Origin of the sequence: Aeromonas sp. S5(2024), assembly GCF_041403025.1 — a bacterium.
GTDB lineage: Bacteria > Pseudomonadota > Gammaproteobacteria > Enterobacterales > Aeromonadaceae > Aeromonas > Aeromonas hydrophila.
In genome coordinates, this window is sequence record NZ_JBGLRI010000003.1 from 188,980 (window position 1) to 214,313 (window position 25,334).

The 25,334-nt window shown below is 62.7% G+C and carries 21 protein-coding genes; 14 read left to right on the plus strand and 7 right to left on the minus strand.

Translation table 11 applies throughout. From position 1 onward, the window contains the following. The first annotated feature begins 35 nt into the window (after window positions 1-35). Genes ACB032_RS07455 through ACB032_RS07465 form a run of 3 tightly spaced genes read left to right on the plus strand, consistent with a single transcriptional unit; the run spans window position 36 to window position 2,203 of the window. The gene (locus ACB032_RS07455) at window positions 36-278 is read left to right on the plus strand and encodes a sulfurtransferase TusA family protein (protein WP_011705565.1); all 243 of its coding nucleotides are present in this window, start codon (window positions 36-38) and stop codon (window positions 276-278) included. A gap of 15 nt (window positions 279-293) precedes the next feature. Further along, window positions 294-1,361 carry an AI-2E family transporter gene (locus ACB032_RS07460; protein ID WP_039215776.1) on the plus strand — a complete coding sequence of 356 codons (1,068 nt, stop codon included), beginning with the start codon at window positions 294-296 and terminating at the stop codon, window positions 1,359-1,361. A 35-nt stretch (window positions 1,362-1,396) separates the two neighbouring features. Continuing rightward, window positions 1,397-2,203, plus strand: a complete 807-nt coding sequence (locus ACB032_RS07465; protein WP_371137658.1) for a MipA/OmpV family protein — start codon at window positions 1,397-1,399, stop codon at window positions 2,201-2,203. Between the two features lie 107 nt (window positions 2,204-2,310). Here ACB032_RS07465 and ACB032_RS07470 read toward each other — a convergent pair whose 3' ends face one another. Then, complete coding sequence (locus tag ACB032_RS07470; RefSeq protein WP_371137659.1) at window positions 2,311-3,111, minus strand: alpha/beta fold hydrolase; 801 nt, start codon at window positions 3,109-3,111, stop codon at window positions 2,311-2,313. A gap of 112 nt (window positions 3,112-3,223) precedes the next feature. Here ACB032_RS07470 and ppk2 point away from each other — a divergent pair, with 112 nt between their 5' ends. After that, complete coding sequence (gene ppk2 / locus ACB032_RS07475; protein ID WP_045526273.1) at window positions 3,224-4,039, plus strand: polyphosphate kinase 2; 816 nt, start codon at window positions 3,224-3,226, stop codon at window positions 4,037-4,039. 115 nt (window positions 4,040-4,154) lie between these two features. Here the strand turns inward: ppk2 and ACB032_RS07480 are convergent, their stop codons facing one another. The 5 genes from ACB032_RS07480 to yejK form a co-directional block, all read right to left on the minus strand. Further along, on the minus strand, window positions 4,155-5,291 hold the full coding sequence (locus tag ACB032_RS07480; RefSeq protein WP_011705560.1) for an ABC transporter ATP-binding protein: 1,137 nt from the start codon (window positions 5,289-5,291) through the stop codon (window positions 4,155-4,157). Between the two features lie 69 nt (window positions 5,292-5,360). Further along, window positions 5,361-6,251 carry a maltose ABC transporter permease MalG gene (gene malG, locus ACB032_RS07485; RefSeq protein WP_005299600.1) on the minus strand — a complete coding sequence of 297 codons (891 nt, stop codon included), beginning with the start codon at window positions 6,249-6,251 and terminating at the stop codon, window positions 5,361-5,363. A gap of 12 nt (window positions 6,252-6,263) precedes the next feature. Then, window positions 6,264-7,916, minus strand: a complete 1,653-nt coding sequence (malF, locus tag ACB032_RS07490) for a maltose ABC transporter permease MalF (RefSeq protein ID WP_102989026.1) — start codon at window positions 7,914-7,916, stop codon at window positions 6,264-6,266. 75 nt (window positions 7,917-7,991) lie between these two features. Further along, a complete protein-coding gene (gene malE / locus ACB032_RS07495; protein ID WP_011705558.1) occupies window positions 7,992-9,173 on the minus strand; it encodes a maltose/maltodextrin ABC transporter substrate-binding protein MalE in 1,182 nt (393 codons plus the stop codon). 395 nt (window positions 9,174-9,568) lie between these two features. After that, entirely contained in the window at window positions 9,569-10,618 is a 1,050-nt protein-coding gene (gene yejK / locus ACB032_RS07500) for a nucleoid-associated protein YejK (RefSeq protein WP_043121934.1), read from the minus strand. Window positions 10,619-10,691: 73 nt separating this feature from the next. On the opposite strand from yejK, the gene ACB032_RS07505 reads away from it, so the two are divergent. The 10 genes from ACB032_RS07505 (at window position 10,692) to hdfR (ending at window position 24,045) form a co-directional block, all read left to right on the plus strand. Then, the gene (locus ACB032_RS07505; RefSeq protein ID WP_011705556.1) at window positions 10,692-10,919 is read left to right on the plus strand and encodes a DUF1414 domain-containing protein; all 228 of its coding nucleotides are present in this window, start codon (window positions 10,692-10,694) and stop codon (window positions 10,917-10,919) included. A 43-nt stretch (window positions 10,920-10,962) separates the two neighbouring features. Further along, window positions 10,963-12,813 (plus strand): DUF3413 domain-containing protein, encoded by a 1,851-nt coding sequence (locus tag ACB032_RS07510; protein ID WP_016350314.1) that lies wholly within the window; start codon window positions 10,963-10,965, stop codon window positions 12,811-12,813. Between the two features lie 306 nt (window positions 12,814-13,119). After that, entirely contained in the window at window positions 13,120-15,282 is a 2,163-nt protein-coding gene (locus ACB032_RS07515) for a TonB-dependent hemoglobin/transferrin/lactoferrin family receptor (RefSeq protein WP_324003333.1), read from the plus strand. After that, window positions 15,282-17,360, plus strand: coding sequence for a prolyl oligopeptidase family serine peptidase (locus ACB032_RS07520; protein ID WP_371137660.1), 2,079 nt, complete (start codon window positions 15,282-15,284; stop codon window positions 17,358-17,360). The genes ACB032_RS07515 and ACB032_RS07520 overlap by 1 nt, the downstream gene beginning before the upstream one ends. Before the next feature lie 32 nt (window positions 17,361-17,392). After that, the gene (locus tag ACB032_RS07525; RefSeq protein ID WP_371137661.1) at window positions 17,393-19,807 is read left to right on the plus strand and encodes a proprotein convertase P-domain-containing protein; all 2,415 of its coding nucleotides are present in this window, start codon (window positions 17,393-17,395) and stop codon (window positions 19,805-19,807) included. Window positions 19,808-19,866: 59 nt separating this feature from the next. Beyond that, window positions 19,867-21,237, plus strand: a complete 1,371-nt coding sequence (locus ACB032_RS07530) for a DUF1566 domain-containing protein (RefSeq protein ID WP_371137662.1) — start codon at window positions 19,867-19,869, stop codon at window positions 21,235-21,237. After that, a complete protein-coding gene (locus tag ACB032_RS07535) occupies window positions 21,234-21,791 on the plus strand; it encodes a DUF1566 domain-containing protein (protein ID WP_029301308.1) in 558 nt (185 codons plus the stop codon). Before ACB032_RS07530 ends, ACB032_RS07535 begins: the two co-directional genes overlap by 4 nt. A 231-nt stretch (window positions 21,792-22,022) precedes the next feature. Next, window positions 22,023-22,505 (plus strand): serine protease inhibitor ecotin, encoded by a 483-nt coding sequence (gene eco / locus ACB032_RS07540; RefSeq protein ID WP_005299572.1) that lies wholly within the window; start codon window positions 22,023-22,025, stop codon window positions 22,503-22,505. A gap of 302 nt (window positions 22,506-22,807) precedes the next feature. Beyond that, window positions 22,808-23,170, plus strand: a complete 363-nt coding sequence (maoP, locus tag ACB032_RS07545; protein ID WP_016350309.1) for a DUF413 domain-containing protein — start codon at window positions 22,808-22,810, stop codon at window positions 23,168-23,170. After that, the gene (gene hdfR, locus ACB032_RS07550) at window positions 23,170-24,045 is read left to right on the plus strand and encodes an HTH-type transcriptional regulator HdfR (protein ID WP_016350308.1); all 876 of its coding nucleotides are present in this window, start codon (window positions 23,170-23,172) and stop codon (window positions 24,043-24,045) included. Before maoP ends, hdfR begins: the two co-directional genes overlap by 1 nt. 72 nt (window positions 24,046-24,117) lie before the next feature. On the opposite strand, the gene tyrA is transcribed toward hdfR, so the two are convergent. After that, window positions 24,118-25,257 carry a bifunctional chorismate mutase/prephenate dehydrogenase gene (gene tyrA, locus ACB032_RS07555; protein WP_077097440.1) on the minus strand — a complete coding sequence of 380 codons (1,140 nt, stop codon included), beginning with the start codon at window positions 25,255-25,257 and terminating at the stop codon, window positions 24,118-24,120. Between the last annotated feature and the right edge of the window lie 77 nt (window positions 25,258-25,334).

A 25,334-nucleotide genomic window follows, 5' to 3' on the forward strand; every position in this document is an offset into this window, starting at 1 on the left:
GCCATAATAGCCGCCTCACGCGCGATGGAGCCTCCATGGAATACCTCGACCTGACCCCCTGGCGCTGCCCCGAGCCGCTGATCCGGCTCAAGCTCTGGCTGCGTCAGGCCAACGCCGGTCAATCCCTGTCCATCCGGCTGGCCGATGCCGGCTCCCGGCAGGATATTCCCGCCTATCTGCAACGCCAGGGTCATGCCTTCACGTTGCAGGAGGCGCCAGACAATACCCTCTCTTTGCAGTTGGTGGTCGGGGCCCAGCACCACGGCAAGCCCCAGTAACCTAAGGATGTCGCCATGTTAGAAGTCATCAAGCGCTGGTATCAGACCCGTTTCTCCGATCCCGATGCCGTCACCCTGTTCCTGCTGCTGGTGGCCTGTTTCGCCGTGCTCTGGCTGTTCGGTGATCTCTTGGCGCCGCTGCTGGTGGCGCTGGTGATGGCCTACCTGCTGGAGTGGCCGGTGAGCCGGCTGCAGCGGGCCGGGCTCTCGCGCACCCTGGCCACCAGTCTCATCCTGCTGCTGTTCATCGCCCTCACCGCCATGGCATTTCTCGGGCTCATTCCGACCCTGGCGAGCCAGGGACTGAACCTCGCCAAGGAGTCGCCGGCCATGCTCTCCCATGCCCAGGACTATGTGCGCACCCTGCCGGAGCAGTACCCCGAGCTCATCAACGTCACCCTGGTGGAAACCATCATCGACAACATCCGTCAGCGCATCCTGACCGGGGGCGAGCAGTTGGTGAGCGCCTCCCTCAGCTCCCTCATCAACGTGGTAGCCATCCTCATCTACGCCATCCTGGTGCCGCTGATGGTGTTCTTCATGCTCAAGGACAAGCAGATCCTGATGGGCGGACTGCGCCGCTTCCTGCCGCGCAACCGCACCCTGGTCAACCGGGTCTGGGTCGAGATGAACGAGCAGATCCTCAACTACATCCGTGGCAAGGTCATCGAGATCCTGATCGTCGGGGTGATCAGCTATGTGGCCTTCGCCATGCTGGGGCTGCGCTACTCGGTGCTGCTGGCGGTGGCGGTCGGCTTCTCGGTGCTGATCCCCTATATTGGCGCCGCCGCGGTGACGGTACCGGTGGCCATGGTGGCCCTGTTCCAGTGGGGACTGACGCCGGAGTTCACCTGGCTGATGGTGGTCTACACCGTGATTCAGGTGCTCACCGGCAACGTGCTGGAGCCCATCCTCTTCTCCGAGGCGCTCAACCTCCATCCGGTGGCCATCATCATCGCCGTGCTGGTGTTTGGCGGCCTGTGGGGATTCTGGGGGGTCTTCTTCGCCATTCCCCTCGCCACCCTGGTCAAGGCGGTGCTCAACGCCTGGCCCAAGCGCGAAGAGCTGCCCGCGGCGAAATAACCAACTTCCCATGCAATCGTGACAACGGAGTGTCCATGACCTTTTTGCGTCAAATCAGAGCAGCAGGGCTGACGGCCCTGCTGCTCGCTGCCGCCATGCCCGCCCGCGCCGATATCGACCTTGGCGCCATGGATCTGCTCACCAGCGACAGTCCCACCAGCCCGGTGCCACAAGGCTTTGTCGCCGGTGCGGCGCTCATCGGGGGACAAGCCCGCTATGAGGCGCAGGATAATGCCACCTACGCCATCCCGGGCGTTATCTACTTCGGCAAGCAGTTCATGTTTCTCGGCGATCGGGCGCGTTACTACTTCCACAAGGATGAACATGTCGCCCTGTATGGCTATGGCCGGGTGCGTTTTGGCAATCTGGATCCCGAGGATTCGCCCGCCTTCACCGGCATGGTACAGCGTAAATGGCAGCTGGAAGGCGGGATCGGTGGCAACCTCATCACTCCCTACGCCCTGCTGACCGTGCGGGCCAACAGCGACATCACCGGCCGCAGCAAGGGCCAGGAGCTACTGCTGTGGGCCGACTTCCCCATCCAGCGCGACAACCTGCTGATCATGCCGGGGATGGGGCTGATGCTGCGCAGCGACAAGATGGCCAACTACTACTTCGGCGGCATCTCCGAAAGCGAGGCCACCGTCCAGCGCCCGGCCTGGGATACGGGGTCAACCCTCTCCCCCATGGCGGCGCTCATCACCAGCTATCGCTTCAGCCCCAACTGGATTGGCATGTTTGCCATGAACTACGAATTGTATGATCGGGATATTAAAAACAGTCCCATCGTCCAGCGCGATGGCGAACTCTATGCAGGATTTGCCCTCGGCTATATCTGGTAACTGTGATTCGCCGTGAGATACGAACAAACAAAAGGGAGCCCTCGGCTCCCTTTTTCACGACCATCGTCAGGCTGATAGTGCAGCCTACTCAGGCTGCCAATTCAGGCTTACAGCGCAGCCAGAAACGCGCCGAGCTGCTCATTGACGAAGGCGGGGTTCTCCAGCGAGGCGATATGGCCAGCCGCTGGGATCTCCCTGAACGGGCAGCCCAGTACCTCGGCCATCAGATAGCCCTCCAGCACCGGCCGCGCCTTGTCCTGACTGCCGGTCATCACCAGCGCAGGCACACGGATCGCTTCCAGCCACTCGATGCGATCCTCGCGGGTCACGAAGCTGCGGCCCACCGCCACCATGGCGGCTACCTTGTCGGCCGGCCAGGCGGCGAGACGCGCCTTGAAACCGCTCATCAGGTCGGCATCCGGCTGGTCGGCAAAGAACAGCGGCGCCACCTGCTCGACGATGGGGGCCGGGATGGTGCCAAGCTGCTCGATCATCGCCAGCATGCCTAGGTAGCGCTCGCAGGTGATCTGCGGCTCGAGACCAACGAAGCTGTCCATCAGCACCAGGCCCTTGAGGCGCGCGGGAGCCATGCGTGCCAGCTCGACGCCCCACATGCCGCCGATGGAGAGACCCACCAGCACGAACTCATCGATGCCGAGCGCATCGAGCAGCGCCAGATGATCGCATGCCAGGGTCGCCAGGGTGCAGGCCCCCTCGGGCAGCGCGTCGGAATCGCCGTGGCCCCACAGCTCGGGCACGATGCAGCGATACTGCCCCTTGAGGGCCTCGACTTGCGGCGCCCACATGGCGCTGTCCCACAGGTAGCTGTGACCAAACAACAGTACTGGGCCCTGCCCCTCGTCCAGATAGGCCATTTGGCGGCCCGCGATCTCCATAAATTGCTTCATGTTTTCTCCTGTTTCTGGTGCCGACTATTGACGGGGCGGCAGTGTAGCACGACCCTCTTGGCAGTGACGCCTGCCTGGTGCAATCTGGAAAAGTGTCAATAAGGAGAAGAACATGCCGAAGGACAAGAGCAAGAAACGCCCGCGCCTGGACAAGAAAACCTACGAGCACCACCTGGCCCATCTGCAGGAGGAGCTGGTCAAGCTGCAGGAGTGGGTCAAGCAGGAGGGGCTGAAAGTGGTGGTGCTGTTCGAGGGCCGCGACGCCGCCGGCAAGGGGGGCGTCATCAAGGCGATCACCGAGCCTCTCAATCCCCGGGTCTGCCGGGTCACGGCGCTGCCCGCCCCCTCGGATCGCGAGCGCTCCCAGTGGTACTTTCAGCGCTATGTGGCGCACCTGCCCGCCGCCGGCGAGATGGTGCTGTTCGACCGCTCCTGGTACAACCGGGCCGGGGTCGAGCGGGTGATGGGCTTTTGCAGCGACAACGAGTATCGCGAGTTTCTGCGGGCCTGCCCCGAGTTCGAGCGGATGCTGATCCGCTCTGGCATCACGGTGATCAAATACTGGTTCTCGGTCAGCGACGAGGAGCAGGAGAAACGGTTCAAGGAGCGGATCAACACCCCCATCAAGCGCTGGAAGTTCAGCCCGATGGACCTGCAGTCCCGCTCGCGCTGGGTGGAGTACTCCCGCGCCAAGGACGACATGTTCACCTACACCGACACCGAGGATTGTCCCTGGTTCGTGGTGGAGGCGGACGACAAGCGCCGCGCCCGCCTCAACTGCATCTCCCACCTGCTGGGCAAGGTGCCCTATGAGGCGATCCACTACGAGCCCATCACCCTGCCCCCCATCAACACCGAGGGGTATGAGCGCCCGCCGCTGGCCAACCAGCACTTCGTGCCCGACATTACCGCCGCACTCGAGGGCTGAGCCCTGCCACCTTGCCTGCCGTTCTCGCCAAACGGCAGGCAATAAAAAGCCGGTCTTGCGACCGGCAAAAAGGCATTGAATCTAAAGAAAGGAAAACCTCGGCAGCCGCCCCTGATCAGGTGCGGATGTATTTGGCCGTGCGCGGGAAGGCTTGCTCCTTGGCATCGAACAGGTAGCAGGCTTCGGCCGGAATGCCGACGCTGTACTGCTGACCGGTGGCCACGTCCACGTCGGAGCTGGCCTTGACGGTGAAGTCGTGCCCTGCCACGTCCATGTAGACGAAGGATTCGGCCCCCAGGTGTTCAGCCACCTGCACCACCCCGCTCACCTTGCTGTCGGCATGGGGGTGATCCAGCGGCACCAGGTGCTCGGGACGAATGCCCAGCTCCACCTTGTCGCCGACCGCGCCGCTGCGGGCATCGACCCGGGCACGCACGGTATCGCCGGTGGTCAGCTTGACCACGCACTCCTGCTCGCCAATCTCCACCAGCTCGCCGGCCAGGAAGTTCATCTTGGGAGAGCCGATGAAGCCGGCCACGAACTTGTTGTCCGGGTTGTGGTAGAGCTCGAGCGGGGTGCCGAACTGCTCCAGGTTGGTGGTCGCCTCGCCCTTGAGCGGGCTCAGCACCACGATGCGGTTGGCCAGCGTCATGGCCTCCACCTGGTCGTGGGTCACGTAGATGATGGTGGAGTTGAGCTCCTTGTGCAGCTTGGCAATCTCGATGCGCATCTTGACCCGCAGGGCGGCATCCAGGTTGGAGAGGGGTTCGTCGAACAGGAACACCTGTGGCTGCTGGACGATGGAGCGACCGATGGCGACCCGCTGGCGCTGACCGCCGGAGAGTGCCTTGGGCTTGCGGTCCAGCAGCGGCTCGAGACCCAGGATCTCGGCGGCGCGCATCACCCGCTTGTGGATGTTCTCCTTGTCCATCTTCTTGAGCTTGAGGCCAAAGGCCATGTTCTCGTAGATGTTCATGTGCGGATAGAGGGCGTAGGACTGGAACACCATGCCCACGTTGCGCTCTACCGGCGGCACGTCGTTCATGTAACGACCGCCGATGGTCAGCTCGCCGCTGGTGATGTCTTCCAAACCCGCGATCATCCGCAGCAGGGTGGACTTGCCGCAACCGGACGGACCGACGAAGACGATGAACTCCCCTTCCTTGATGGCCAGGTTGATATTGCGCAGGGTGTCCTTGTGAACAGCCGGGTCGTAATTTTTGCGAACGTTGTTGAGTACTACTTCAGCCATGTCGAGCTCCGCTCTTGAATCTTTGCAAATCGTGATGGCGGGGGGAGTCGGCTCCCCCGGCCATGAACCTTAACCTTTCACGCCGCCGGCAGTGAGACCGCCAACCAGCCAGCGCTGTGCGAGCAGGAAGACAACCGTGATGGGGAAGCCGGACAGCACGGCGGCTGCGGCAAAGTCGCCCCACAGGTAGTTCTGCGGATAGAGGTACTGCTGGGCTCCGACCGCCAGGGTCAGATTGTTCACATCCTGCAGCAGGATGGAGGCCATGGGCACCTCGGTAATGGAACCGATGAAGGCCAGGATGAACACCACCGCCAGGATGGGCACCGACAGCGGCAGCAGGATCAGGCGGAATGCCTGCCACGGGGTGGCACCGTCGATGGCCGCCGCCTCCTCCAGGGAGGAGTCGATGGTCTCGAAGTAGCCCTTGATGGTCCAGACGTGCAGGGCGATGCCGCCCATGTAGGCCAGGATCAGGCCGCCGTGGGTGTTGAGGCCAAGCCAGGGGATGTAGTCACCAATCTTGTTGAAGAGCGCATAGATGGCCACCAGTGCCAGCACCGCCGGGAACATCTGGAAAATCAGCATGCCCTGCAGGATGGTGGACTTGCCACGAAAACGCAGGCGGGCGAAGGCGTAGGCACAGGTGGTGGAGAGCACCACGATCATCAGGGCGGTGATGCCCGCGATCTTGATGGAGTTCCACAACCAGGTCAGCACCGGGAACGGCGGCGGCGTGATGCTGCCATCGGCGTTGGTGATGGACATGCCCAGCGCCAGCTTCCAGTGATCCAGGGTCGGGTTGGAGGGGATGATCTCCCCTACCGCGAAGTTGCCGTTTCTAAACGAGATGGCGATGACCATGATCAGCGGGAAGATGATCAGTGCCAGGAAGCCCCACATCACCAGGTGGGTTGCCCACACCCGGTATTTGACTGATTTGGGTTGTACGATTGCCATGTTGAAGCCTCCTTACAGTTGCTTGTCGGCTTTGGACAATTTCAGGTTGAGCAAGGCCAGCGCACCCACGATGAGGAAGATGGCGGTGGCGATGGCACTGGCCAGACCGTAGTCCTGACCACCCGAGCCCTGGAACGCGATCCGGTAGGTGTAGCTCACCAGCAAGTCGGTGGTACCGGCCGGGGTGCTGGCGCCTATGATGTCCGGCGCGCCGTTGGTCAACAACTGGATGAGCACGAAGTTGTTGAAGTTGAACGCGAACGAGGCAATCAACAGCGGTGTCAGCGGCTTCATCAAGAGCGGCACTGTGATCTTGAAGAAGTTCTGCACCGGACCGGCACCGTCCATGGCAGACGCTTCATAGAGATCTTCCGGAATGGCTTTGAGCAGGCCCATGCAGAGGATCATCATGTAGGGGTAGCCAAGCCAGGTATTGACGATGAGGATCATCACCTTGGCCAGGAAGGGGTTGGTATACCAGTCCGGCTTGATGCCGAACGCCGCTTCCAGGAACAGGTTGATCTCACCGAAGTTCTGGTTGAACAGGCCCTTGAACACCAGGATGGAGATGAACGCCGGGATGGCATAGGGCAGGATCAGCATGACCCGGTAGAAGCCGCGCCCCTTGAGGGACTCCCACTGCACCAGACAGGCCAGCACCATGCCGATGGCCAGGGTGAAGCCCACCGAACAGGCGGAGAAGATCACGGTCCAGACGAAGATCTGCAGGAACGGTGCCTGGATACCCGGATCGGTGACGATGCGGGCGAAGTTCTTCCAGCCCACGCTCACCACGAAGCCTGGCGCCACGCTCTTGCCGACAAACTGACCCTGCTCGTCGATGTATTGATAGAAGCCGGTGTCGCCGTTGGGCAGCATCAGCTCGCCGCTCTGGTTGTCACGCAGCAGGTTGCTGTCTTTGATCACCACCCCGGACTTGAGCACGGCACCATCCAGCAGACGGGTGTACTGCTGCTTCTGGGCGGCGAACTTGCGCAGGCTGCTCAGGGTCAGGTGGGTTCCGCCATCCGGCAGCACCAGATCGAGTGCGCTCAGGTGGGTGCGATGGTCGACGATGGCCCGAATGGGTGCCACCTTGTCCACGGCCTCCCCTTCCAGGTGTTGCAGCTGAACAACCTGCACCGGTTCATGAACTCTGCCCTCGCGGACAGCCAGTTCACGGGCCTTGTTGCTCATCAGGGTAACGGGTTGACTGATAAAGGATTGGTCGTCCTGTTTCAGCAGCAGCTGAAACTGATTGTTCTCACCACCCAAGAGGGTGAAATCGAATTCACCGCCCGCCACCTTGTAGGTTTTTTTCAGATGGTAATCTCGCGCCTGCTCGATGGAGAGCAGGTTGGAGCCCGAATAGTTGGTGAAGGCGATGCCGATCGTGTAGGCAAGAGGGAAGATGATAAAAACAACCATGCCGGCCACACCGGGGAAGATATAGCGGTGGGCATAGGTCTTCTTGTTCATGAAGACATACAGACCGACGGAGACCACCACCAGATCCAGCAGAGCGAATACCCACTCACCGCTGGCGTACATCATCACGGCTGCATAACCGTTGAGGATGGCTACCAGAGCAGCAATGGTCCACTTAAGCCAGGTGTGCTTATCCTTCGGACCGGCATAGGATTCAATAGAAGGTACTACTTCCATGCCAATTAACCTTTATAACGCCAAGAGAGATTTGAGAGAGTGGGAGGCCGTTGCGGCCTCCCGGGTAGTGCGTGCTTACTGAACGATACGCTTGGCAGCGGTATCCAGGGCTTCGTCAACGCTCTGACGGCCGGAGGTTACGTTCTTGAGGGCAGTTTCGAAGGAGGACCAGAAACGGCTCATCTCAGGCACGGACGGCATCGGCTCGCCATTCTGGGCGTTTTGCATGGTTGCCTTGATGTGCGGATCGGATTCCAGGGTCTTCTGGAAGGACTTCAGCGCCACGGCGCCCAGCGGCTTGTCGGCGTTGACCGGTGCCAGACCGGCGTCGGTCAGCAGGTAGTTTTCCAGGAACTCGATGGCCAGATCCTTGTTCGGGCTGGCGGCGTTGATGGTGGCACCCAGTACGCCGACGAAGGCCTTGGCCGGTTTACCCTTCAGGGTCGGCAGCGGCGCTACGCCGTACTTGATGCCGCTCTTGTCCAGGTTGCTCCAGGCCCAGGGACCGTTGATCATCATGGCCACTTCGCCCTTGTTGAACTTGGCGTCCATCACACCGTAGTCGATGCCTTTTTCCAGGTGACCGGACTTGATCATCTCGGAGATGTAGCCAACACCGGCCTTGGCACCCGCGTTGGCCACGCCGGTGTCTTTCACGTCATAACCGGTAGCGGTTTTCTTGAAGGCATAACCACCGTTGGCAGCCACCAGCGGGTAGCTGAAATAGGGGGTGTCATAGGCCCACATGATGGCGCGCTTGCCGTTCTTCTTCAGGGTCTCGTCAATCTTGGCGATCTCTTCGAAGGTCTTCGGCGGCTCCGGCAGCAGATCCTTGTTGTAAATCAGGCTGACCGCTTCCACGGCAACCGGGTAGCCGTAGGTCTTGCCATCGACGGTCATGGCATCCCAGGCGAACTGTTCAAACTTGGCTTTGGTGGCTGCATTCGGGGTCACGGGGACCAGCAGACCGGCCTTGACCCACTCACCGTAACGGTCGTGAGCCCAGAAGAAGATGTCCGGACCGTTGCCGGTGGCAGCGGCTTGCTGGAATTTCACTTCCACCTGATCAGGGTGCGCAACCGTCACCTTGATGCCGGTTTCGGCTTCAAACTTCTTACCTACTTCGGCCAGACCATTGTATCCCTTGTCACCGTTAATCCAGATGGTCAGTTGACCTTCGTCAATGGCGGCAGTGGCAGAGCAAGCCACGCCCAGAGTAGCCAGACCGATCAGGGATGACAGCAATTTCTTTTTCATGAGCCTTTCCTTGTATTAGTTCCGCGCTGTAAGAGCATTGTGTGCGAGATGAATATTATCCCAAGCCGTTACCGCCTCACATGACGCAACTCGCATTTTTGAAACGCAATTACGTATTTTCTTCCAGAAAGTTCTGAAAACATTTTCTTATTTCAGGGGGTTATCGCCATTTATTGGCATATTTATCGCCAAATTAAGAAATTCAATTACCAAAGAGAAATAAAAAAACATGAATGAAAGGGTTTTCACCTCACTGAAAACCCTTTCACGGGGATTATTCTGTTTAATTTGTTAACAAAGCACCGAGTTGGTTTCGCTGCTGCCTACCCCGTTAAATAAAAAGACACCGCAGCGAAGTGCGGTGTCTTTTTGCCAAAACTGGAAAGCAGATCACATTACGACTGGCGCAGCAGCTGATCCTTGAGGTTGGGCGGGACCCCCTTGATGGTCAGGGTATCGGTCTGGGGATCGTAGAAGATACGGCTGTTGAGCAGCTTCTGCTCGAAGCTCAAAGTCAGGCCGCCACCGGAGCCGACGAACTTGGTCAGGCCGCGCAGGGTCGAACGGTCGGCCGGGAAGCGATCTTCCAGCTCATACTCCTGACCGATGAAGCTGTAAAAATCGAGGTCGCCATCGCCCGGCAATTCCGCCGACAGCTCCTTGATCTCGATCTCTTCACCGGCGCTGGCCTGCTCGGTGCAATATTTGAAGACCTGTTTCTTGTAGTCGTTGCGCTCGGCCGGCTCGAGCTGGCGGCTGTCGCAATAATCGTCCACCGCCTGCAGCAGCCCCTTATTCTGGATCTTGGCATCCATCCCCTCGCGGGCACCCAGCAGATCCATGAAGAAATCACCCAGCTTGCGACCGACCCGGCCCTTGCTGAAGGTGATATAACGGCGCGAATCCGGCTGGGTTTTCCATTCGGTCAGATCGATGCGGGCCACCAGGTTCAATTTGCCGATATCCAGATACTGGATGTGACGCAGCTCCAGCGCCTCGCTGACGGTGACGCTCTCCTTGCCCTCCAGCAGGGCGATCATCAGATAATCCACCCCCACGTAGTTGTATTTGGCAAACAGCAGCACCCCCTGCTCGTCGAGGGCGTGCTCCACCAGCTGCTTGACCAGCAGCTGGGTCATCTCGACCGAGAAGGGGACAAAGTCGGTCTGTTCGCCGAGCAGCCGTTCGAGGGCGATGCGAAAGAGCGGAGAAGGCTGTTTGGGGGCGCTCTCCCCCTCCGCCAGCTCGGCGACGGCGGCCTCGGGGTCGGCAAAGAAGCCGAAGCCCTTGCCCCCCTTGCCGTTGTAAATGCGATGCAGCTCCGCCATCAGCCCCTGTACCGCCTCATCGGCAGGCAGAAGCTGGCTGCGGGTGTCGGCGTGAGGTTGACCATCGCCGCCCTGGCGCAGGGAGTGAAGAATGATCTTGTCGATATCGAGACTCATGTCACAAAGCCATAGTGTTAGCCGAAAGGGTGAAGTATTATAAGGCGCTTTGAACCGAGATGAACCCAAGATTATGCCCATCGTATCAAAGTACAATAACGAGCAGTTTGACGCCCTGATGAACGACCTGATCACCGCCCTGGAGAAGCACAAGGCGCCGGTGGATCTGAGTCTGATGGTGCTCGGCAACCTGACCACCAATATCATCAATGGCATGGCCCCGGCCCAGCGTCAGGCGATCACCGAAAAATACATCCAGGCGCTCACCGCCTCGGTGGATCATCGCCACGATGCTCACTGAGTCTCTTCGCATTCTTTGATGTTTTTCAAGCAGATGGATCACTATGGTCGAAACCGGCAACCCCTATCGTGATAATGTTTCTCGCCTGATCACCTGGGGGCATTGGTTCTCCTTCTTCAACATCATTCTGGCCATGCTGATTGCCACCCGCTACCTGGGGGCGATCAGCTGGCCGTCGACCACGCTCGGCGTGACCTATCTCATCATCAGCTGGATCGGTCACTTCTCGTTTCTGAGCTTTGTCACCTATCTGTTGACGATCTTCCCCCTGAGTTTCGTGCTGCCCAAAGAGAAGCCGCTGCGCTTCATCTCGGCCATCATCGCCACCCTGGCGCTGGTGCTGCTGCTCATCGACACTCAGGTGTTCCAGCTGTTCAAGTTCCACCTCAACGGCCAGGTGTGGCAGTTGCTGCTGGATCAGGCCCAGACCGAGGAGGGCTCGATCTGGAGCATCATCTTTGTGGCGGTGCCCACCATCTTCCTGGTGCAGCTGCTGCTGTCGGCCTATGTCTGGCGCAAGATCAACAAGCGCAAGCGCCGTCAGTACGGCAATCAGGTGGGGCTGGCCCTGCTGGTCTGCTTCATCCTGACCCACGTGGTCAACAGCTGGGCCGATGCCACCCTGTATCAGCCCATCACCATGCAGCGCGCCAACTTCCCGCTCTCCTACCCGATGACCGCCAAGAGCTTCCTCGCCAAGCACGGCTGGCTGGATCTGGATCAGTACGAGAAGAAGGCCGAATCACAGGATGGTGACAATGCGAGCCGCTTGCGCTACCCGCTACGCCCGCTCAGTGTCAACGCCCCGCTGACCCACAAGAACCTGCTGATCGTGGTGGTCGACTCCCTGCGGGCCGACATGCTCAACAACATCAACATGCCCAATCTGCAGCGTTATGCGGATCAGCACCTCAACTTTGCCAACCACATGAGCGGCGGCAACGATGATGTGATGGGGATGTTCAGCCTGTTCTACGGCCTGCCGGGTCACTACTACGACGACATTCGTAACGACAAAACGCCGCCGGTACTGTTCGACGAGATGCTGCGCCAGGACTACCAGTTCGGCCTGTTTGGCGCACTGGAAGATGCCCAGAAGTACCGCCAGAGCATTCTCTCCGGCCTGCGCAAGCAGGTGTTCGTCTCCGAGCAGACCGACGACACCCAGCTCATCGGCGACTGGCAGCAGTGGCTCGCCAAGCGCTCGCCGGACCGGCCCTGGTTCTCGCTGGTCTATCTGTCGAGCCCGGGTGACTACCAGCTGCCGGCCAACGTGAAGGGGCCCTTCCAGCCGGAGCTCACCAAGTTCAACCCGGCCACCGCCTATCAGGCCGAGAATCTGGTGAAGCTGGAGAACCGCTACAAGAATGCGGTCTTCTATACCGACCAGTTGCTGGAACAGATGCTGGCCCAGCTGCAACAGCAGGGGCTTGGCGAGCAAACCATCGTCGTGGTCACCGCCAACCACGGTCAGGAGTTCAACGAGACCCAGAACAACAGCTGGGGCTATGGCACCAACTACTCGCCCTATCAGGTGCAGGTGCCGTTCGTGCTGGCCTGGCCGGGCAACGATACCCTGCCGACGAGCCCGGTGAGCAGCCATCTGGATCTGGTACCGACCCTGATGCAGAGCATGCTGGGGGTGCGCAATGCGCCACGGGACTACAGCATCGGCCGCAACCTGTTCGACACCAGCCCGCGCAACTGGCTGCTGGCGGGGGATCAGCGCGACTTTGCCATCTATCAGGGCAACACCATCACCCACTTCAACAAGCAGGGTGACTTCGAGCTGCTGGAGCGAAACAGCTACCGTCCCATCAAGCACGGCACCCCCGACATGGGCGTCATGATCCAGGTGATGAACGAGCTGAACCGCTTCTATCGCGCCCCCTGATAACTGCCTCGTGCCCCTTGAAAACCCGCTCCTGCAGCGGGTTTTTTATTGCCGATATCACCTTGGCATCAGCTGCCCAGCCCTCAGCCAACACCTTGCCCCCCTCCCCCGTTTCATCCCCGGTCTGCCCGCCCAGTGCCCTGCGGGCGCAAACGTTGGCCCGCGTCGCTACTGATGCCTTCATCAAAAAATGCAGTCTGATCAGGATCATAAAAACAAAATGATAATGATTATCAATCGTTGATCTGACTGGACCTCTCTGCAATAATCCGCGGCCTTCAGGCTCAAATAATAATTATTCTCAACATGAAAACACTGCTTCACTACTGGCCCATGCTGCTGTCCGGTACAGCGCTGGCCGCCGGCGATCCCGCCGGCATAGACACCTCCGGCACCACCCCGCCCAAGGCACGCGAGACCATTGTCGTCAAGGGTCAGCGGGTCGAACAGAAACTGTCCGACATCTCGGGCTCCATCACCGTCATCACCGAAGAGGATCTGGAGCGCCAGATCGCCACCGAGCTCACCGACGTGTTCAAGAACGAACCCGGCGTCTCGGTGACCGGCTCGGCGGGCCGGCCGCAAAACATCAGCATCCGCGGCATCGGTGGCAACCGGGTGCTGATCATCAAGGACGGGGTCCGGGTCAGCGACGGCTTCGGCGCCGACGATCTCAACGACAAGGTGGGCCGTTTCAGCTTCGATCTCGATGACGTCAAGCAGATCGAGGTGGCCAAGGGGGCGGGCTCCGCCCTGCACGGCTCGGACGCCATCGGCGGCACCGTGGTCATCACCACCAAGCAGCCGGAAGATTACCTGCAGGGGCAGGATGCCTACCTCAGCAGCAAGGTGCTGCACGACGGCAGCAGCGACAAGCAGAAACTGAGCGCCACCGGCGCCGCCCGCTGGGGCGAGAGCGCCCACCTGCTGCGTCTCTCCGGCTGGCAGGGGCACGAGACCGCCAACTACGATCAGAGCCGCATCCCGGCGGATCTCGATGGCCTCAGCGCCTCCACCAGCTCCAGCCTGACCCTCAATGAGCAGCATCTGCTGCGCCTCGAGCTCGACTACTTCGAAGACAACGCCAAGCGGGATCAGGGGCCGCGCGAAATTCCCCAGCCCGATGGCAAGTGGCAGGTGCGCCAGTATCGCGAGAACGGCACCCAGCGCTCCCAGGGCGGCAAACTGAGCTGGGAGGCGCAGGATCTCGGCCACCCGCTGGCCGACCGCTTTACCTGGAACCTGCACGGCAACTACGCCAAGAACACCGCCAACAAGCGCAGCCTGCTGCAAAATGACGAGCTGAGCGGCTACCCCCGCTATCGCAGCGAGCGGGAGCTGGCCACCTTCACCGAACAGCTGATCGGCAGCGAGCTGGATATCCGCCGCGATCTGGTCACCGGCCCCATCGAGCACAAGCTGAGCTACGGCATCGAGCTGGCGCGCACCCGGCACGAGCGACCGGTGGAGAAGCTGATGCTGGAAGCCGGCATTCCCCAGCCCACCCAGTCCGCCCCCTTCAGCAGCGCCCGCACCGATCGGGCCGGTATCTGGCTAGGAGACGTGGCGACCCTGGGCCAGTGGCAGTTCACCCCTACCCTGCGCATGGATCAGCAGTGGCTGAGCCCGCAGGATGGCCGGGGCGAGAGCAACCACAGCTGGCATATCTCGCCGAGCCTGGCCACCAGCTACCGCTTCAACGAGCAGTGGCGCAGCTGGCTGAGCTACGCCAACGGTTTCAGCGCTCCCTCCTACGACAAGGTGTACGGCAACATCCCCCACTACTTTGCCCTGCCGCCGTTCGAGATCATCGCCAACCCGAACCTCAAGGAGGAGACCAGCCACAGCTTCGAGTGGGGGGTGAGCGGCGAAGGGGATGAGTGGAGCATCAAGCCGGCCCTCTTTTACAACCGCTACTACAACTTCGTCGACTGGCGTCAAGTGGGCTTTCGCCTGAGCGACGGGGTCATGCTCCGTCAATACCGCAACGTCGCCAAGTCCGAAACCTGGGGCGCCGAGATCGCTGCCAGCTACTGGCTGACCCAGCAGTGGGAGCTGGCCACCAAGCTGGGTTGGGTCGATGGCAAGACCAGCCAGGGCGAATCGCCGCGCAACCTCACGCCGCTCGAGGGCAACACCCGCCTCAGCTATCAGGCCAACAACTGGAGCCTGGGGCTGCAGGCCGACTACGCCGCCGCCATGAGCCGGGTGCCCAGCTGTGGCAACAGCCTGACCCAGCAGCAGGGCGAGTGCCTGAAAACCGCAGGCTGGCTCAGCTTCGCCCTGACCGCCGACTGGCAGATCACCGACGCCCTCAAGGCCAACCTCAAGCTCGACAACCTGCTCGACACCCGTTACACCCGCTATCAGGACGTCGCCGGGCTGGAAGCGGGCACGGATGCGGGCCTCTACACCCAGACGGGCCGCTCCCTGAGCGCCAGCCTGCGCTACACCTTCGTGGGGCTCTGATGCACGCACTCCTGATGCTGGCCAGCCTGCTGGTCAATCCGGCGCCCGCCCAGCCTGTCGCCCTTGCACCTGTCGATACCCAAAGCCAGGCCGTCGCCACCTCGGCGCCGCTCGTGGCCCCGCTTATTCCTCACCGCCCGCTGCCGATGCCGGGGAAGCGGGCCCGGCTCGACCCCTATGGCGGCTGGCGCGACGACAGCCGCCAGGATCGCGCTCTGCTGGCCCTGCTGGGCGAGCAGAACCGCTGGACCGAGCAGCAGCTCGCCGCGCAGCGGCCGCTGGAGCAGGCTCTGCAGGCCGAGTGGCAGGCGCAAGCACGCGGCGAGTCCATGCCGCAAGAGTGGCTGAGCGAGGCAGGCAGCCAGTGGCGGATGGAAGCCGACGGCAGCCTGTGGCAGCGAGACGGCGAGCAGGCTGAGCCCCGCCAACGGCTGACAGCCCGCCAGCCGGCCAGCGGCTACTACGAGCTCGCCAGCTGGGCCTTGCACCCAAACGGGCGCTGGCTGGCCCTGGCCGAAGATCTGCAGGGCGATCGGGATTACCGCATCACCCTGCTCGACCTGGTCGACGGCAAGCCCCTGGCCACCCTGACCCACAGGGCCAGCGATCTGCTCTGGAGCCTGGATGGCAAGACCCTCTACACCATCGCCAACGAACCCCGCACCCTGCGCCCCTGGCAGCTGTGGGCCTGGCGCGATGGCAAGGAGCAGCAGATCCATCAGGAGGCGGACCCTGCCTGGCTGCTGAGCCTCTATCGCACCACGGATCGGCGCCACCTGCTGCTGCAGAGCAACAACCACGACAGCGCCGAGCAGTACCTGCTGGACGCGGGCACACCGGCTCTGCTCAAGGCTCGTCAGGCCGGCCTTGAATACTATCTGGATACCCAGGGGGAGCAGGTGCTGCTCAAGAGCAACCGGGACGGTGCCCTCGGCCTCTATCAGGTAGCCGACCTGAGCCAGGTGGCCAAGGGCGAGTGGCAGCCGCTCTGGTCTGGCGAAGAGAGGAGTCTCGAGAAGTGGCGCCTGTTTGCCGACTACACGGTGCTGCAGTATCGCCATCACGGGGATGACTGGCTCGATGTGCTGGATGGCCGCGGCCGGCTCAGCCATCGCCTGCTGCTGACCGAGGGGGCCGGCACGGCCTGGATCCAGGGCGCCCACGACCCCGCCAGCGGGCAGATCCTGATCCGCCGCCAGGGCATGGCCGAGCCGCCGCACCAGCGCCAGCTCGATCTCGCCAGCGGCCGCTGGTTGCCGGATTCCCGGGCCGCCCTCCCCTCCCCCTACCGGAGCGAGCGCCGCTGGGTAGTGGGCAAGGATGGTGTCAAGGTGCCGGTCTCCCTGGTATGGCGCAAGGACATCCACACTCCCAAGGCGCTGCTGCTGTACGGCTATGGCGCCTATGGCACCCCCATGCGCCCCTACTACCAGCCGCAGGTGCTGAGCCTGCTGGATCGCGGCTTCGTCTACGCCATCGCCCACGTGCGCGGCGGCGGCATGCTGGGGGACGACTGGTATCTGGCGGGGCGCGGCCGCCACAAGCAGCACAGCGTGGACGACTTCCTGGCCGTGGCCGAGGCGCTGGCCCGGGATCCCGCCATCGACCCCGCCCGGCTGTTCGCCATGGGCGGCAGCGCCGGCGGCCTGCTGGTGGCGGCGGCCCTCAACCAGGCGCCGACCCGCTTCGCCGGGGCCGTGCTGCAGGTGCCTTTCGTCGATCTCATCGGCACCATGAGCGATCCAGAACTGCCGCTCACCCGCCAGGAGTACGCCGAGTGGGGCAACCCGGCCATTGCCGCCGATTACGCCGCCATGCGCCGCCTGAGCCCTTACGACAACCTGCATGCGGCCCCCTATCCCCCCGTCTATGTGACGGCCGGGCTGCACGACAGTCAGGTGCCCTACTGGGAGCCGCTCAAGTGGGTGGCCCGCCTGCGGGAACACAGCACGGGGGCGGGCCCCTATCTGCTCAGCACGGCCCTCGACGGCGGCCACCGCACCAGCCCGGGCAACGCGCGCCAGCAGGCGGCCCGCGAGTACGCCTTCCTGCTCACCCTGGCGGGCGCCCGCCGGTGATCCCTTTTCTCATTTTTATGTTGGAGTAAACCATGAAACCCTCTTCCCTGGCCCTCTGGCTGGCGGCAACCCTGCTCTCCCAGCCGCTGCTGGCGGCCGAGCTGCAGTTTGTCGATGAACAACCGCTGACCACCACACCCAAGCAGTGGCTCGAACAGCGCCTGGGTGTGAGCCTGGCCCCCGACTACGAGCGGGCCAGTCTGCTCGGCCATCACTACAGCTTCCGCCAGCTGGTCAACGGCCTGCCGGTGGCCACCATCCAGGCCGCCGTCAGCGTCGATCAAACAGGCAAGCCCTGGCGCATCTATCACAACAGCCGGCCGCTGCAGAGCAGCGAACCCGGCTGCGACGCCGCCGGCACTCTGGATCCCTTGCTGGAGCAGCTGCGCGATGGCGGCAGCGACATCGACACCCTTGGTCCGGTCGAAGCCTGGTACTGGCGCGACGGTGACACCCTGGTGCCGGCCCTGCGCCAGCGGGTGCGCGAGCATCAGGCGGGCAACGCCAAGGCCAGCTATGTGCAGCTGTTCGCCAGCTGTGACGGCAGCCGCGAGCTGGGTCGCTGGATGGATGCGGCCACCACTCAGGCCAGCCGCGTCGCCGACGCCGGCGATACCCAACTGGAGGCTCGTGTATTCGATCCGGATCCCCGTACCCAGCTGCGCGACGCCAGCCTGGTCTGGCACGAAGCCCTGCAACTGGCGGACGCCGCCTATCAGGACAAGGTGCCGTTGCCGGTCACCCTGGCGGGTGGACGCTATCTGCTGAGCGGCCCCCACGCCAGGGTGGTGGATGCCATGGAGCCGGACACAGCTCCCTTCAGCGCCGACAGCCCGCAGGCGTTTCGCCTCACCCGCGATGATCGTGGCTTTGCCGACATCAACGCCTACTACCACCTGGATCTGGCCCAGCGCCACCTCAAGCACCTCGGCTTTAGCGACCTCATCCCGGGGGCGCTCGACATCGACACCGAGGCCGGCTATCAGGACAACTCCCTCTACGATCCGTTCGAGCGCAGGCTGGAACTGGGTCGCAGCGGCGTGCCCGATGCCGAGGATCCCATGGTGATCTGGCACGAGTTCGGTCACGCGGTGCAGCATCACATAGTGCCGGATCTGGGGGATGAGGCGGACTGGGGCGCCATCGGCGAAGGCTTCAGCGACTACCTGGCCGCCAGCCACCGCCAGCGCAGCGAGGCCGGCCGCCAGTTCGAACCCGCCATGGTGTTCAACTGGGATGCCCGCTTCACCGACCGCACCCCGCGTCAGCTGGACGATCTGCGCGCCCGCTACCACCCGGATTACAACTACCCGGCCCACCGCACCATCAACGGCAGCAATGGCGACCAGCTGTGGGGCACCCCGCTGTTCCAGGCGCTGCTGGCCGCGGTCGCCGAGCAGGGCGAAGGGGCGCGGGACGAGTTTGATCGCCTGATCATCGAGTCCCACTTCGGTCTCGGCCCGGCCATCCGCATGCCGCAACTGGCCCGCATCACGGTGGATACCGCCGCCCGGCTCTACCCGGCGCGCCCCTATGCCAGGCTGCTGGAGCAGGCGTTTCGCCAGCACGGCCTGTTGCAGGCACCGGTCAATGTGGGCCTCAGTGATGGCAGCGTCATCGAGCTGGGGCAGCGCCAGTCGGTGCAGCTGACCCTCACCAACCAGGGCAAGGCGCCGGTCACCCTCAATGAGCTGGCCCTCACCCTGCCAACCGGGTTGCAGGCCGACCCTTACAGCTGGCAACCGGCGACCCTCGCGGCGGGTGCCAGCATGACCACCACCCTGCGCCTGCTGGCCCAGAGCCCGCTCGCCTGTGGCGACGAGGTGGCGCTGCCGGTCAGCCTCGCCATGAGCGGCACCAGCCCGACCGAGCGCCAGTGGCAGCAGTCGCTGACCCTGCCCATCGGCGCCCCCATCGTCAGCCGTGCCAGCGGCCAGCCGATGACCTTGAGCGATGCCATGAGCGACGAAGTGCGCGGCCTCAGTGAAACCAGCCTGCTGATTGAGAGCAGTGAGGCCAGGGTGAGCGATCGGCTGCAGCTGAACCTGGATCTGCAACACCCGGCGCTCGATGAGCTGGAGATCTGGCTCAACTCCCCCTCCGGCACCCGCATCCAGATCTGGAACAAGGGCTACAGCCCATTGCCGCGCCTCAAGGGGGTGTTCCCTACCGAGCTGCTGCCCCTGCAGCCCTTCAGCGCGCTGGAAGGGGAGCCGCTGGCCGGCCGCTGGACCCTGGAGATAGTGGACAGTAAGTCCGGCAATCGGGGCCGCATCAACGGCTGGAGCATCAGCCAGCGCACCGGCGCCCAGTGCAGCAAGCCGGTCACCCCGCCCGATGACGGCATCATCCACTTCCAGGTGGACGACGGCAGCGGCGGCGGGGCAGCCAACCTGCTCTGGTTGCTGCCGCTGGCACTCTGGCGCCGCCTGCGCCAGCGCACCTGAATCCACCCCATCCATATATAAGAAGAGGGGGCCAAGGCCCCCTTGCCCAAGGACAAGAGATGACACCACATTACTCCCGCCTGGCCTGCCTGCTGGCCCCCCTGCTCACCGCCTGTGGCGGTGGCGGCTCGGACGAGGTGCCGCTGGCGGCCCCCGGCTACAGCCTGACCGTGACCCTGCCCGAAGCAGGCACCCTGTGCGTCAACCTCAACCAGAATGCATCTTGTGATGCGGGGGAGCCCAGTGTCAGCGGCACGGCCGGTACTCACCGGTTGAGCGGCAGCGCCCCGGCGCTGTTGACCAGTACCTTGCTGTTCTTGCCAAGCAACCCGGCCGCCCCCGTGCTGCTGCACCCCGCCGCCCGGCTCGATGGCCAGCACCTCACCCCCAGCCCGCTCACCACCCTGCTGCAATACCGCATCGCCGAGGGGCAGCCCCCGAGGCAAGCCCTCGACCAGCTGCTGAGTGCACTGGCGCCGCTGCAACCCGTACAGGAGCTGGCCGCCCTGTCGCAGCTGAGCGACTTCAACCTGGCGCTGGGCCAGCTACTGCAGGCGGTCGTCGAGACCGATCTGAAGGCGGAGGGCTTCTCGACCGCCACCCTGCATATGCTGGTGTGGCCGGCCATCGGCAGCCTGCTGCCCGAGCTGGCCAGCCACTTTGCCCTGCACGGCGAGCTGGCCAGCCAGCAAGCAGACGTCCGCGCCCGGCTGCTGCAACAGCACTCCCATCCACTGATCACCGGCAGCGGCGTCACCACCTACACGGACGGGGTCGACTACCTGCTCACCCAGGAGCCCGCCGATCACCCGGGGCAGGAAGCCAGCCTCAACAAGGCGCCGCTGCGCTATCGCAAGCTGGATGGCAAGGGCCAGCCCCTGCCGGATGACGCCCCCGTCTGGGAATGCGTGGAGGATCTCAATACCGGCCTGGTCTGGGAGAAGAAGCTCGATGATCCCGCCAGCCCGCGCGATCTGCACCGCACCTTCGCCTGGGAGCTTGGTGACTATCACCCCACCCAGGAGGAACGTGACTACGCCTGCCCGGATGGCGAGGCCATCTGCACTACTGAGCAGTACCGCCAGTGGCTCAACGCCCAGCAGCTGTGCGGCATTACCAGCTGGCGCATGCCCCACTCGCGCGAGCTGATGAGCCTGCAGCACTATGGCTCCCTCGCCCGCCAGGACGGCCAGCCGGTGAGCATGGACGTGCGCTACTTCCCCGATGTCGGCACCACCAGCAAGGATTTCAGCGGCTACTACTGGAGCCAGACCCTGACCCCCTCGCGCCGGCTGGAGAGCGCCCCCATCAGCGCCATTGCCCACATTTTCCTTGGTGATGATGCCGGCACCGACTACGCCACCACAGTTCAAAACAGCGATGATGCCAACGGTCTGCAACTGCGACTGGTGGCGGAGGTAACCCGATGAACCGCTTGATGTTGACTCTGCTGCTGACCCTTGGCAGCCCCCTCGCCCTGGCCACCGCCATCTGTGATGACAACATGCCCAGAACCAGCCCCACCGCCCGCTTCATCGACCGCGGCAACGGCACCGTCACGGATCGCTCCACCGGCCTGACCTGGATGCGCTGCCAGCTCGGCCAGACCTGGCGCAACCAGAGCTGCCAAGGCGAGCCGACCCGGCTTTACTGGCAACAGGCCCTGCTGACCGCCGAGCGGATCCGCACCGAGCCGAGCCATGCCCTCTACAACTTCGGCGGCCACGGCGGCTGGCGCCTGCCCACCATCAAGGAGCTGGCCAGCGTGCTGGAGTCCGCCTGCTACAAGCCGGCGCTCAACGAAACCATCTTCCCCCGCGCCATGGCCGGCGAAGGAAAAGAGGTGAACGACGGCTACGTCTACCTCTGGTCCTCCACCCCGGTACCGGCCAGCAAGGGGGTCGCCTATCTGGATATCACCAGCGGCGCCGTCGGCATGCGGGCGCCCGGCGCCTGGGCCAAGCAGGTGTTGCTGGTGCGCTGATGAAGCCGGGTGGCCAGGGGATCCCGATGAGCACAGGATCCCGGCTGGCCACCCATGTTTGGCACCCGGCCTGTCGCTTAGCCTCTCTTCCGTCCTGTCAGAAAATAGCCAGAACACGTCATTGTGTGCCGGATCTGCGTCATTTTACGCAGTTTTTACGTAGCAGATCGCTGGCATGAAACGGGCAGAGCGGTTAGTCTAGCGGCGTTGAACCAACCCCATGAGGTACAGATGAAAACCGTATTGCGTTTTAGCCTGCTGGGCGCCTTGTTGCTGGGCGGCCATGCCTTCGCCGCCGAACCGAAAAAATTTGATATCAGCATGTTCCCGGCCGCCGAAGTGAACCAGGAACGTGTGGTGATCCGCCTGCCGGAAGTCGAGAACGAAGCCGACATGATGGTCGAGCTGCAGGTCGGCAAGAAAATGATGGTCGATTGCAATGTGCCGCGCTTTGCCGGCAACCTGGAACAGCACAGCGTCAAAGGCTGGGGCTACAACTACCTGATGCTCGGCAAGGTGTCCGATCCCATCAGCACCCTGATGGCCTGCCCGGATGGCCAGAAGAAAGAGACCTTCGTCCAGATCTACGGTCAGGGCTTCTTCGTGAACTACAACTCCAAGCTGCCGTTCGTGCTCTACGTACCGCAGGAGTATGAAGTGCGCTACCGTCTGTGGCGTGCCGACACCCTGGCTCAGCCAGCCATGATAGAGTGAGTCTCCATCGAGACCAAACCTCCCGCTTTGGTTCATGAATACAACAAAATAGAGCGCCGAATGGCGCTTTATTTTTAGCCAAATGTCGTCTGACCAGAGCCTCAAACCTTTACAGAACCTGACATAACTCCGCTTTTTTTCTCACTTTTTTGCCCTTCCCCCCGGCTCAGACCCACTGGATCATGGCTAAACCGCTTTCGATTAAAGATATTTATCCATATAGTGAAAAAATTGATTTTGCACTCTGCGACGGCCTGATGATACTTGCCCGCAAAGGTCAAACTAACCAGAAAAAGAGCACTATGAGCTTCGAATCAGACAAGCGTTTCAACGACTTCAAACATTTTCCCCGTGGCCTGCGTCGCAGTGGCGAATTCACTGTGGCCGAAGCGGACAGTCTGGAAAAATACGGCACCGCCATGCTCGCGCTCTATCAGGGCAACCTGGCCCCGCGCGATGACGTAGAAAGCGCCTTTATCGAACAGGTCAAATCCGGCGCCGCCGGCAGCAACCCCCACGCCAAGGTGTGGTTCAAGTATCTGAAGGTGATCGGTCCCAAGCGCGTGCACCGGCTGTGCACCGTCGCCGGCGGTGCCAACGAGGAGACCGGTGGTGGCGGCTTTGAAGGTGGCAGCGGTGGTGGCAGCGACGAGTCCATCGATTAATGGATACCGAACTGCTTCGGACGTTTATCGAGGTCAGCAAGACCCGGCACTTCGGCCGGGCAGCTGAAAATCTCTACCTGACCCAGTCGGCGGTGAGCTTTCGGATCCGCCAGCTCGAACAGCAACTCGGGGTCAGTCTGTTTGCCCGCCATCGCAACAACATCCGCCTGACCGCCTCCGGTGAGCGTCTGCTGCCCTACGCAGACGCCATCTTGCATACTCTGGGCCGCGCCAAGCAGGATGTGGCCCTCTCCCCCGGTTTCAGCCAGCAGCTCGCCATCGGTGCCCCCGCGGTATTTTGGGAGCTCGACTTCAACGACTGGCTCAACCATGTCTATGCCCTGGCCCCCGGCCTTGCGGTGCGGCTCGAAACCGCCTCCCGCGAGCACCTGTGCCGCCAGTTGCTGGAGCGCTCCCTCGATCTCGCCCTGCTCTCAGAGCCGACCAAGATCGACGAGATTGCCCTGCACCCCATCGGCGAGCTGGTGTTCGAGCTGGTGAGCCGGGATGCCGCCGCCAACGCCGACAGCCTGATGCAGATGCCGCACATTCATCTGGATTGGGGCACCAGCTTTGAGCCACAACCCAGCCGGCTGCAGAGCCTGCAAAAGACCCCGGTGCTGCATTCGAGCTCCGCCAACATGGCGCTGCAGTTCGTGCTGGCCAACGGTGGCGCCGCCTATCTGCCGCGGCGCATGGTGAGCCCCTTCCTCGAGCAGGGGCGCCTGCACCTGGTGGAAGGCGCCCAGGCCTTGAGCCGTCCGCTCTACCTCGCCTATCTGGAAAAATCCGATCGGCGGGAGCTGATCGATCAGTTGCTGACCCTGCCGCTGGGCTGGGATGGCGCCGATCTGCGCTTGCCGCAGCCAGAATAAAAGCAGCGCTGCGCGCAAGCGGGAGTGCAAAAGCAAAAGGGGCCGACAGGCCCCTTTTGCTTTTAGTTATCGTCAGCCGTGATGGCGACGATCGTTGGCCTGTGCCAGCAGGGTGCGACTCTCGCGCAGGAACTCGTCCGCCCGCTCGCCGAAGAAGCCGGAGACCTGGCTGAAGGCCTCGATGAAGCCCTCCCGGTCCCCCCGCTCCAGCAGGCCCAGCGCCTCGCCGAAGTTCTGGTAGTAGCGGCGGATCATCGCCAGATTCTGCGGCGACGACAGTATGATGTCGGCGTAGAGGTGGGGATCCTGGGCGAACAACCGTCCCACCATGGCCAGCTCCAGCCGGTAGATGGGGGAGCTCAACGCCAGCAGGCGATCGATGTTGGCCTGCTCGCGAGAGAGGTGCCAGCCGTAGGCGAAGGTAGCGAAGTGGCGCAGCGCCTGGATAAAGGTCATCGCCTCGTCGTGGGCCTTGGCCTCCACCTGCTGCAAACGCGCCCCCCAGATGGTCATCTGCTCCAGCAGCCACTGGCTGGCGGCACCATCGCGCCCCTGACAGCAGACGATCACCTGCTTGGCGAGGCTCGCCACATCCGGCCCGAACATGGGGTGCAGCCCCAGCACCGGCCCCTGGTGTACCGCCAGCATATGGGCAAGCGGTTCACTCTTGACGCTGGTAACATCCACCAGCAGGCAGTTCTCAGGCAGGTTACCGAGCCGGTCGATCACCTCGCAGGTAACGTCGATGGGCACCGCCACCATCACCAGTCCGGCACCGTGCAGGATCTCGTCGGCGCGCGGCCAGTCGGCCTGCCCCAGGGTTTCGACCCGGTAGCCCGAGAGGCTGAAGAGGTTGCCAAACAGGCGGCCAAGTTGCCCCTCGCCACCGATGATCACCACCTTGCCGAGCTCAGGCTTCATGCACTTGAAGTGGTGCTCCTTGTCGCTGGCGGACTCCAGAATATAGGATTCGCGCATCACCCGGCGCAGCACGTCTTCGATGAGATCTCCCGGCACCCCCAGTGCCTCGGCCTCGGCGCGGCGGCGAGCCAGCATGCTCGCCTCCCGATCCGGTGCATAGATGGGCAGGCCGTGCCGGCTCTTCACTTCCCCCACTTCCCCTACCAGGGCGAGACGGGCAGCCAGCAGATCAATCAGCTGCTTGTCCACCGCATCGATTTTGTCCCTGAGGGCATTCAACTCTTCAGCCATATCCGGTCCCTGCGGCGCCGCCCGCAGCGACGCCCTGTGATTCAAGAGGCAACGAGGTGCCACCGCCTCGGCCGGTG

Excerpts from the sequence above, each read along its gene's own strand:
- ACB032_RS07470 (WP_371137659.1), bottom strand. The coding sequence starts at position 3,111 with ATGAAGCAATTTATGGAGATCGCGGGCCGCCAAATGGCCTATCTGGAC.
- tyrA (WP_077097440.1), bottom strand. The coding sequence starts at position 25,257 with ATGGCTGAAGAGTTGAATGCCCTCAGGGACAAAATCGATGCGGTGGAC.
- ACB032_RS07455 (WP_011705565.1), top strand. The coding sequence starts at position 36 with ATGGAATACCTCGACCTGACCCCCTGGCGCTGCCCCGAGCCGCTGATC.
- malF (WP_102989026.1), bottom strand. The coding sequence starts at position 7,916 with ATGGAAGTAGTACCTTCTATTGAATCCTATGCCGGTCCGAAGGATAAG.
- ppk2 (WP_045526273.1), top strand. The coding sequence starts at position 3,224 with ATGCCGAAGGACAAGAGCAAGAAACGCCCGCGCCTGGACAAGAAAACC.
- malE (WP_011705558.1), bottom strand. The coding sequence starts at position 9,173 with ATGAAAAAGAAATTGCTGTCATCCCTGATCGGTCTGGCTACTCTGGGC.
- ACB032_RS07530 (WP_371137662.1), top strand. The coding sequence starts at position 19,867 with ATGACACCACATTACTCCCGCCTGGCCTGCCTGCTGGCCCCCCTGCTC.
- eco (WP_005299572.1), top strand. The coding sequence starts at position 22,023 with ATGAAAACCGTATTGCGTTTTAGCCTGCTGGGCGCCTTGTTGCTGGGC.
- ACB032_RS07465 (WP_371137658.1), top strand. The coding sequence starts at position 1,397 with ATGACCTTTTTGCGTCAAATCAGAGCAGCAGGGCTGACGGCCCTGCTG.
- ACB032_RS07535 (WP_029301308.1), top strand. The coding sequence starts at position 21,234 with ATGAACCGCTTGATGTTGACTCTGCTGCTGACCCTTGGCAGCCCCCTC.
- ACB032_RS07480 (WP_011705560.1), bottom strand. The coding sequence starts at position 5,291 with ATGGCTGAAGTAGTACTCAACAACGTTCGCAAAAATTACGACCCGGCT.
- maoP (WP_016350309.1), top strand. The coding sequence starts at position 22,808 with ATGAGCTTCGAATCAGACAAGCGTTTCAACGACTTCAAACATTTTCCC.
- ACB032_RS07505 (WP_011705556.1), top strand. The coding sequence starts at position 10,692 with ATGCCCATCGTATCAAAGTACAATAACGAGCAGTTTGACGCCCTGATG.
- yejK (WP_043121934.1), bottom strand. The coding sequence starts at position 10,618 with ATGAGTCTCGATATCGACAAGATCATTCTTCACTCCCTGCGCCAGGGC.
- ACB032_RS07515 (WP_324003333.1), top strand. The coding sequence starts at position 13,120 with ATGAAAACACTGCTTCACTACTGGCCCATGCTGCTGTCCGGTACAGCG.
- ACB032_RS07510 (WP_016350314.1), top strand. The coding sequence starts at position 10,963 with ATGGTCGAAACCGGCAACCCCTATCGTGATAATGTTTCTCGCCTGATC.
- ACB032_RS07460 (WP_039215776.1), top strand. The coding sequence starts at position 294 with ATGTTAGAAGTCATCAAGCGCTGGTATCAGACCCGTTTCTCCGATCCC.
- ACB032_RS07520 (WP_371137660.1), top strand. The coding sequence starts at position 15,282 with ATGCACGCACTCCTGATGCTGGCCAGCCTGCTGGTCAATCCGGCGCCC.
- malG (WP_005299600.1), bottom strand. The coding sequence starts at position 6,251 with ATGGCAATCGTACAACCCAAATCAGTCAAATACCGGGTGTGGGCAACC.
- ACB032_RS07525 (WP_371137661.1), top strand. The coding sequence starts at position 17,393 with ATGAAACCCTCTTCCCTGGCCCTCTGGCTGGCGGCAACCCTGCTCTCC.
- hdfR (WP_016350308.1), top strand. The coding sequence starts at position 23,170 with ATGGATACCGAACTGCTTCGGACGTTTATCGAGGTCAGCAAGACCCGG.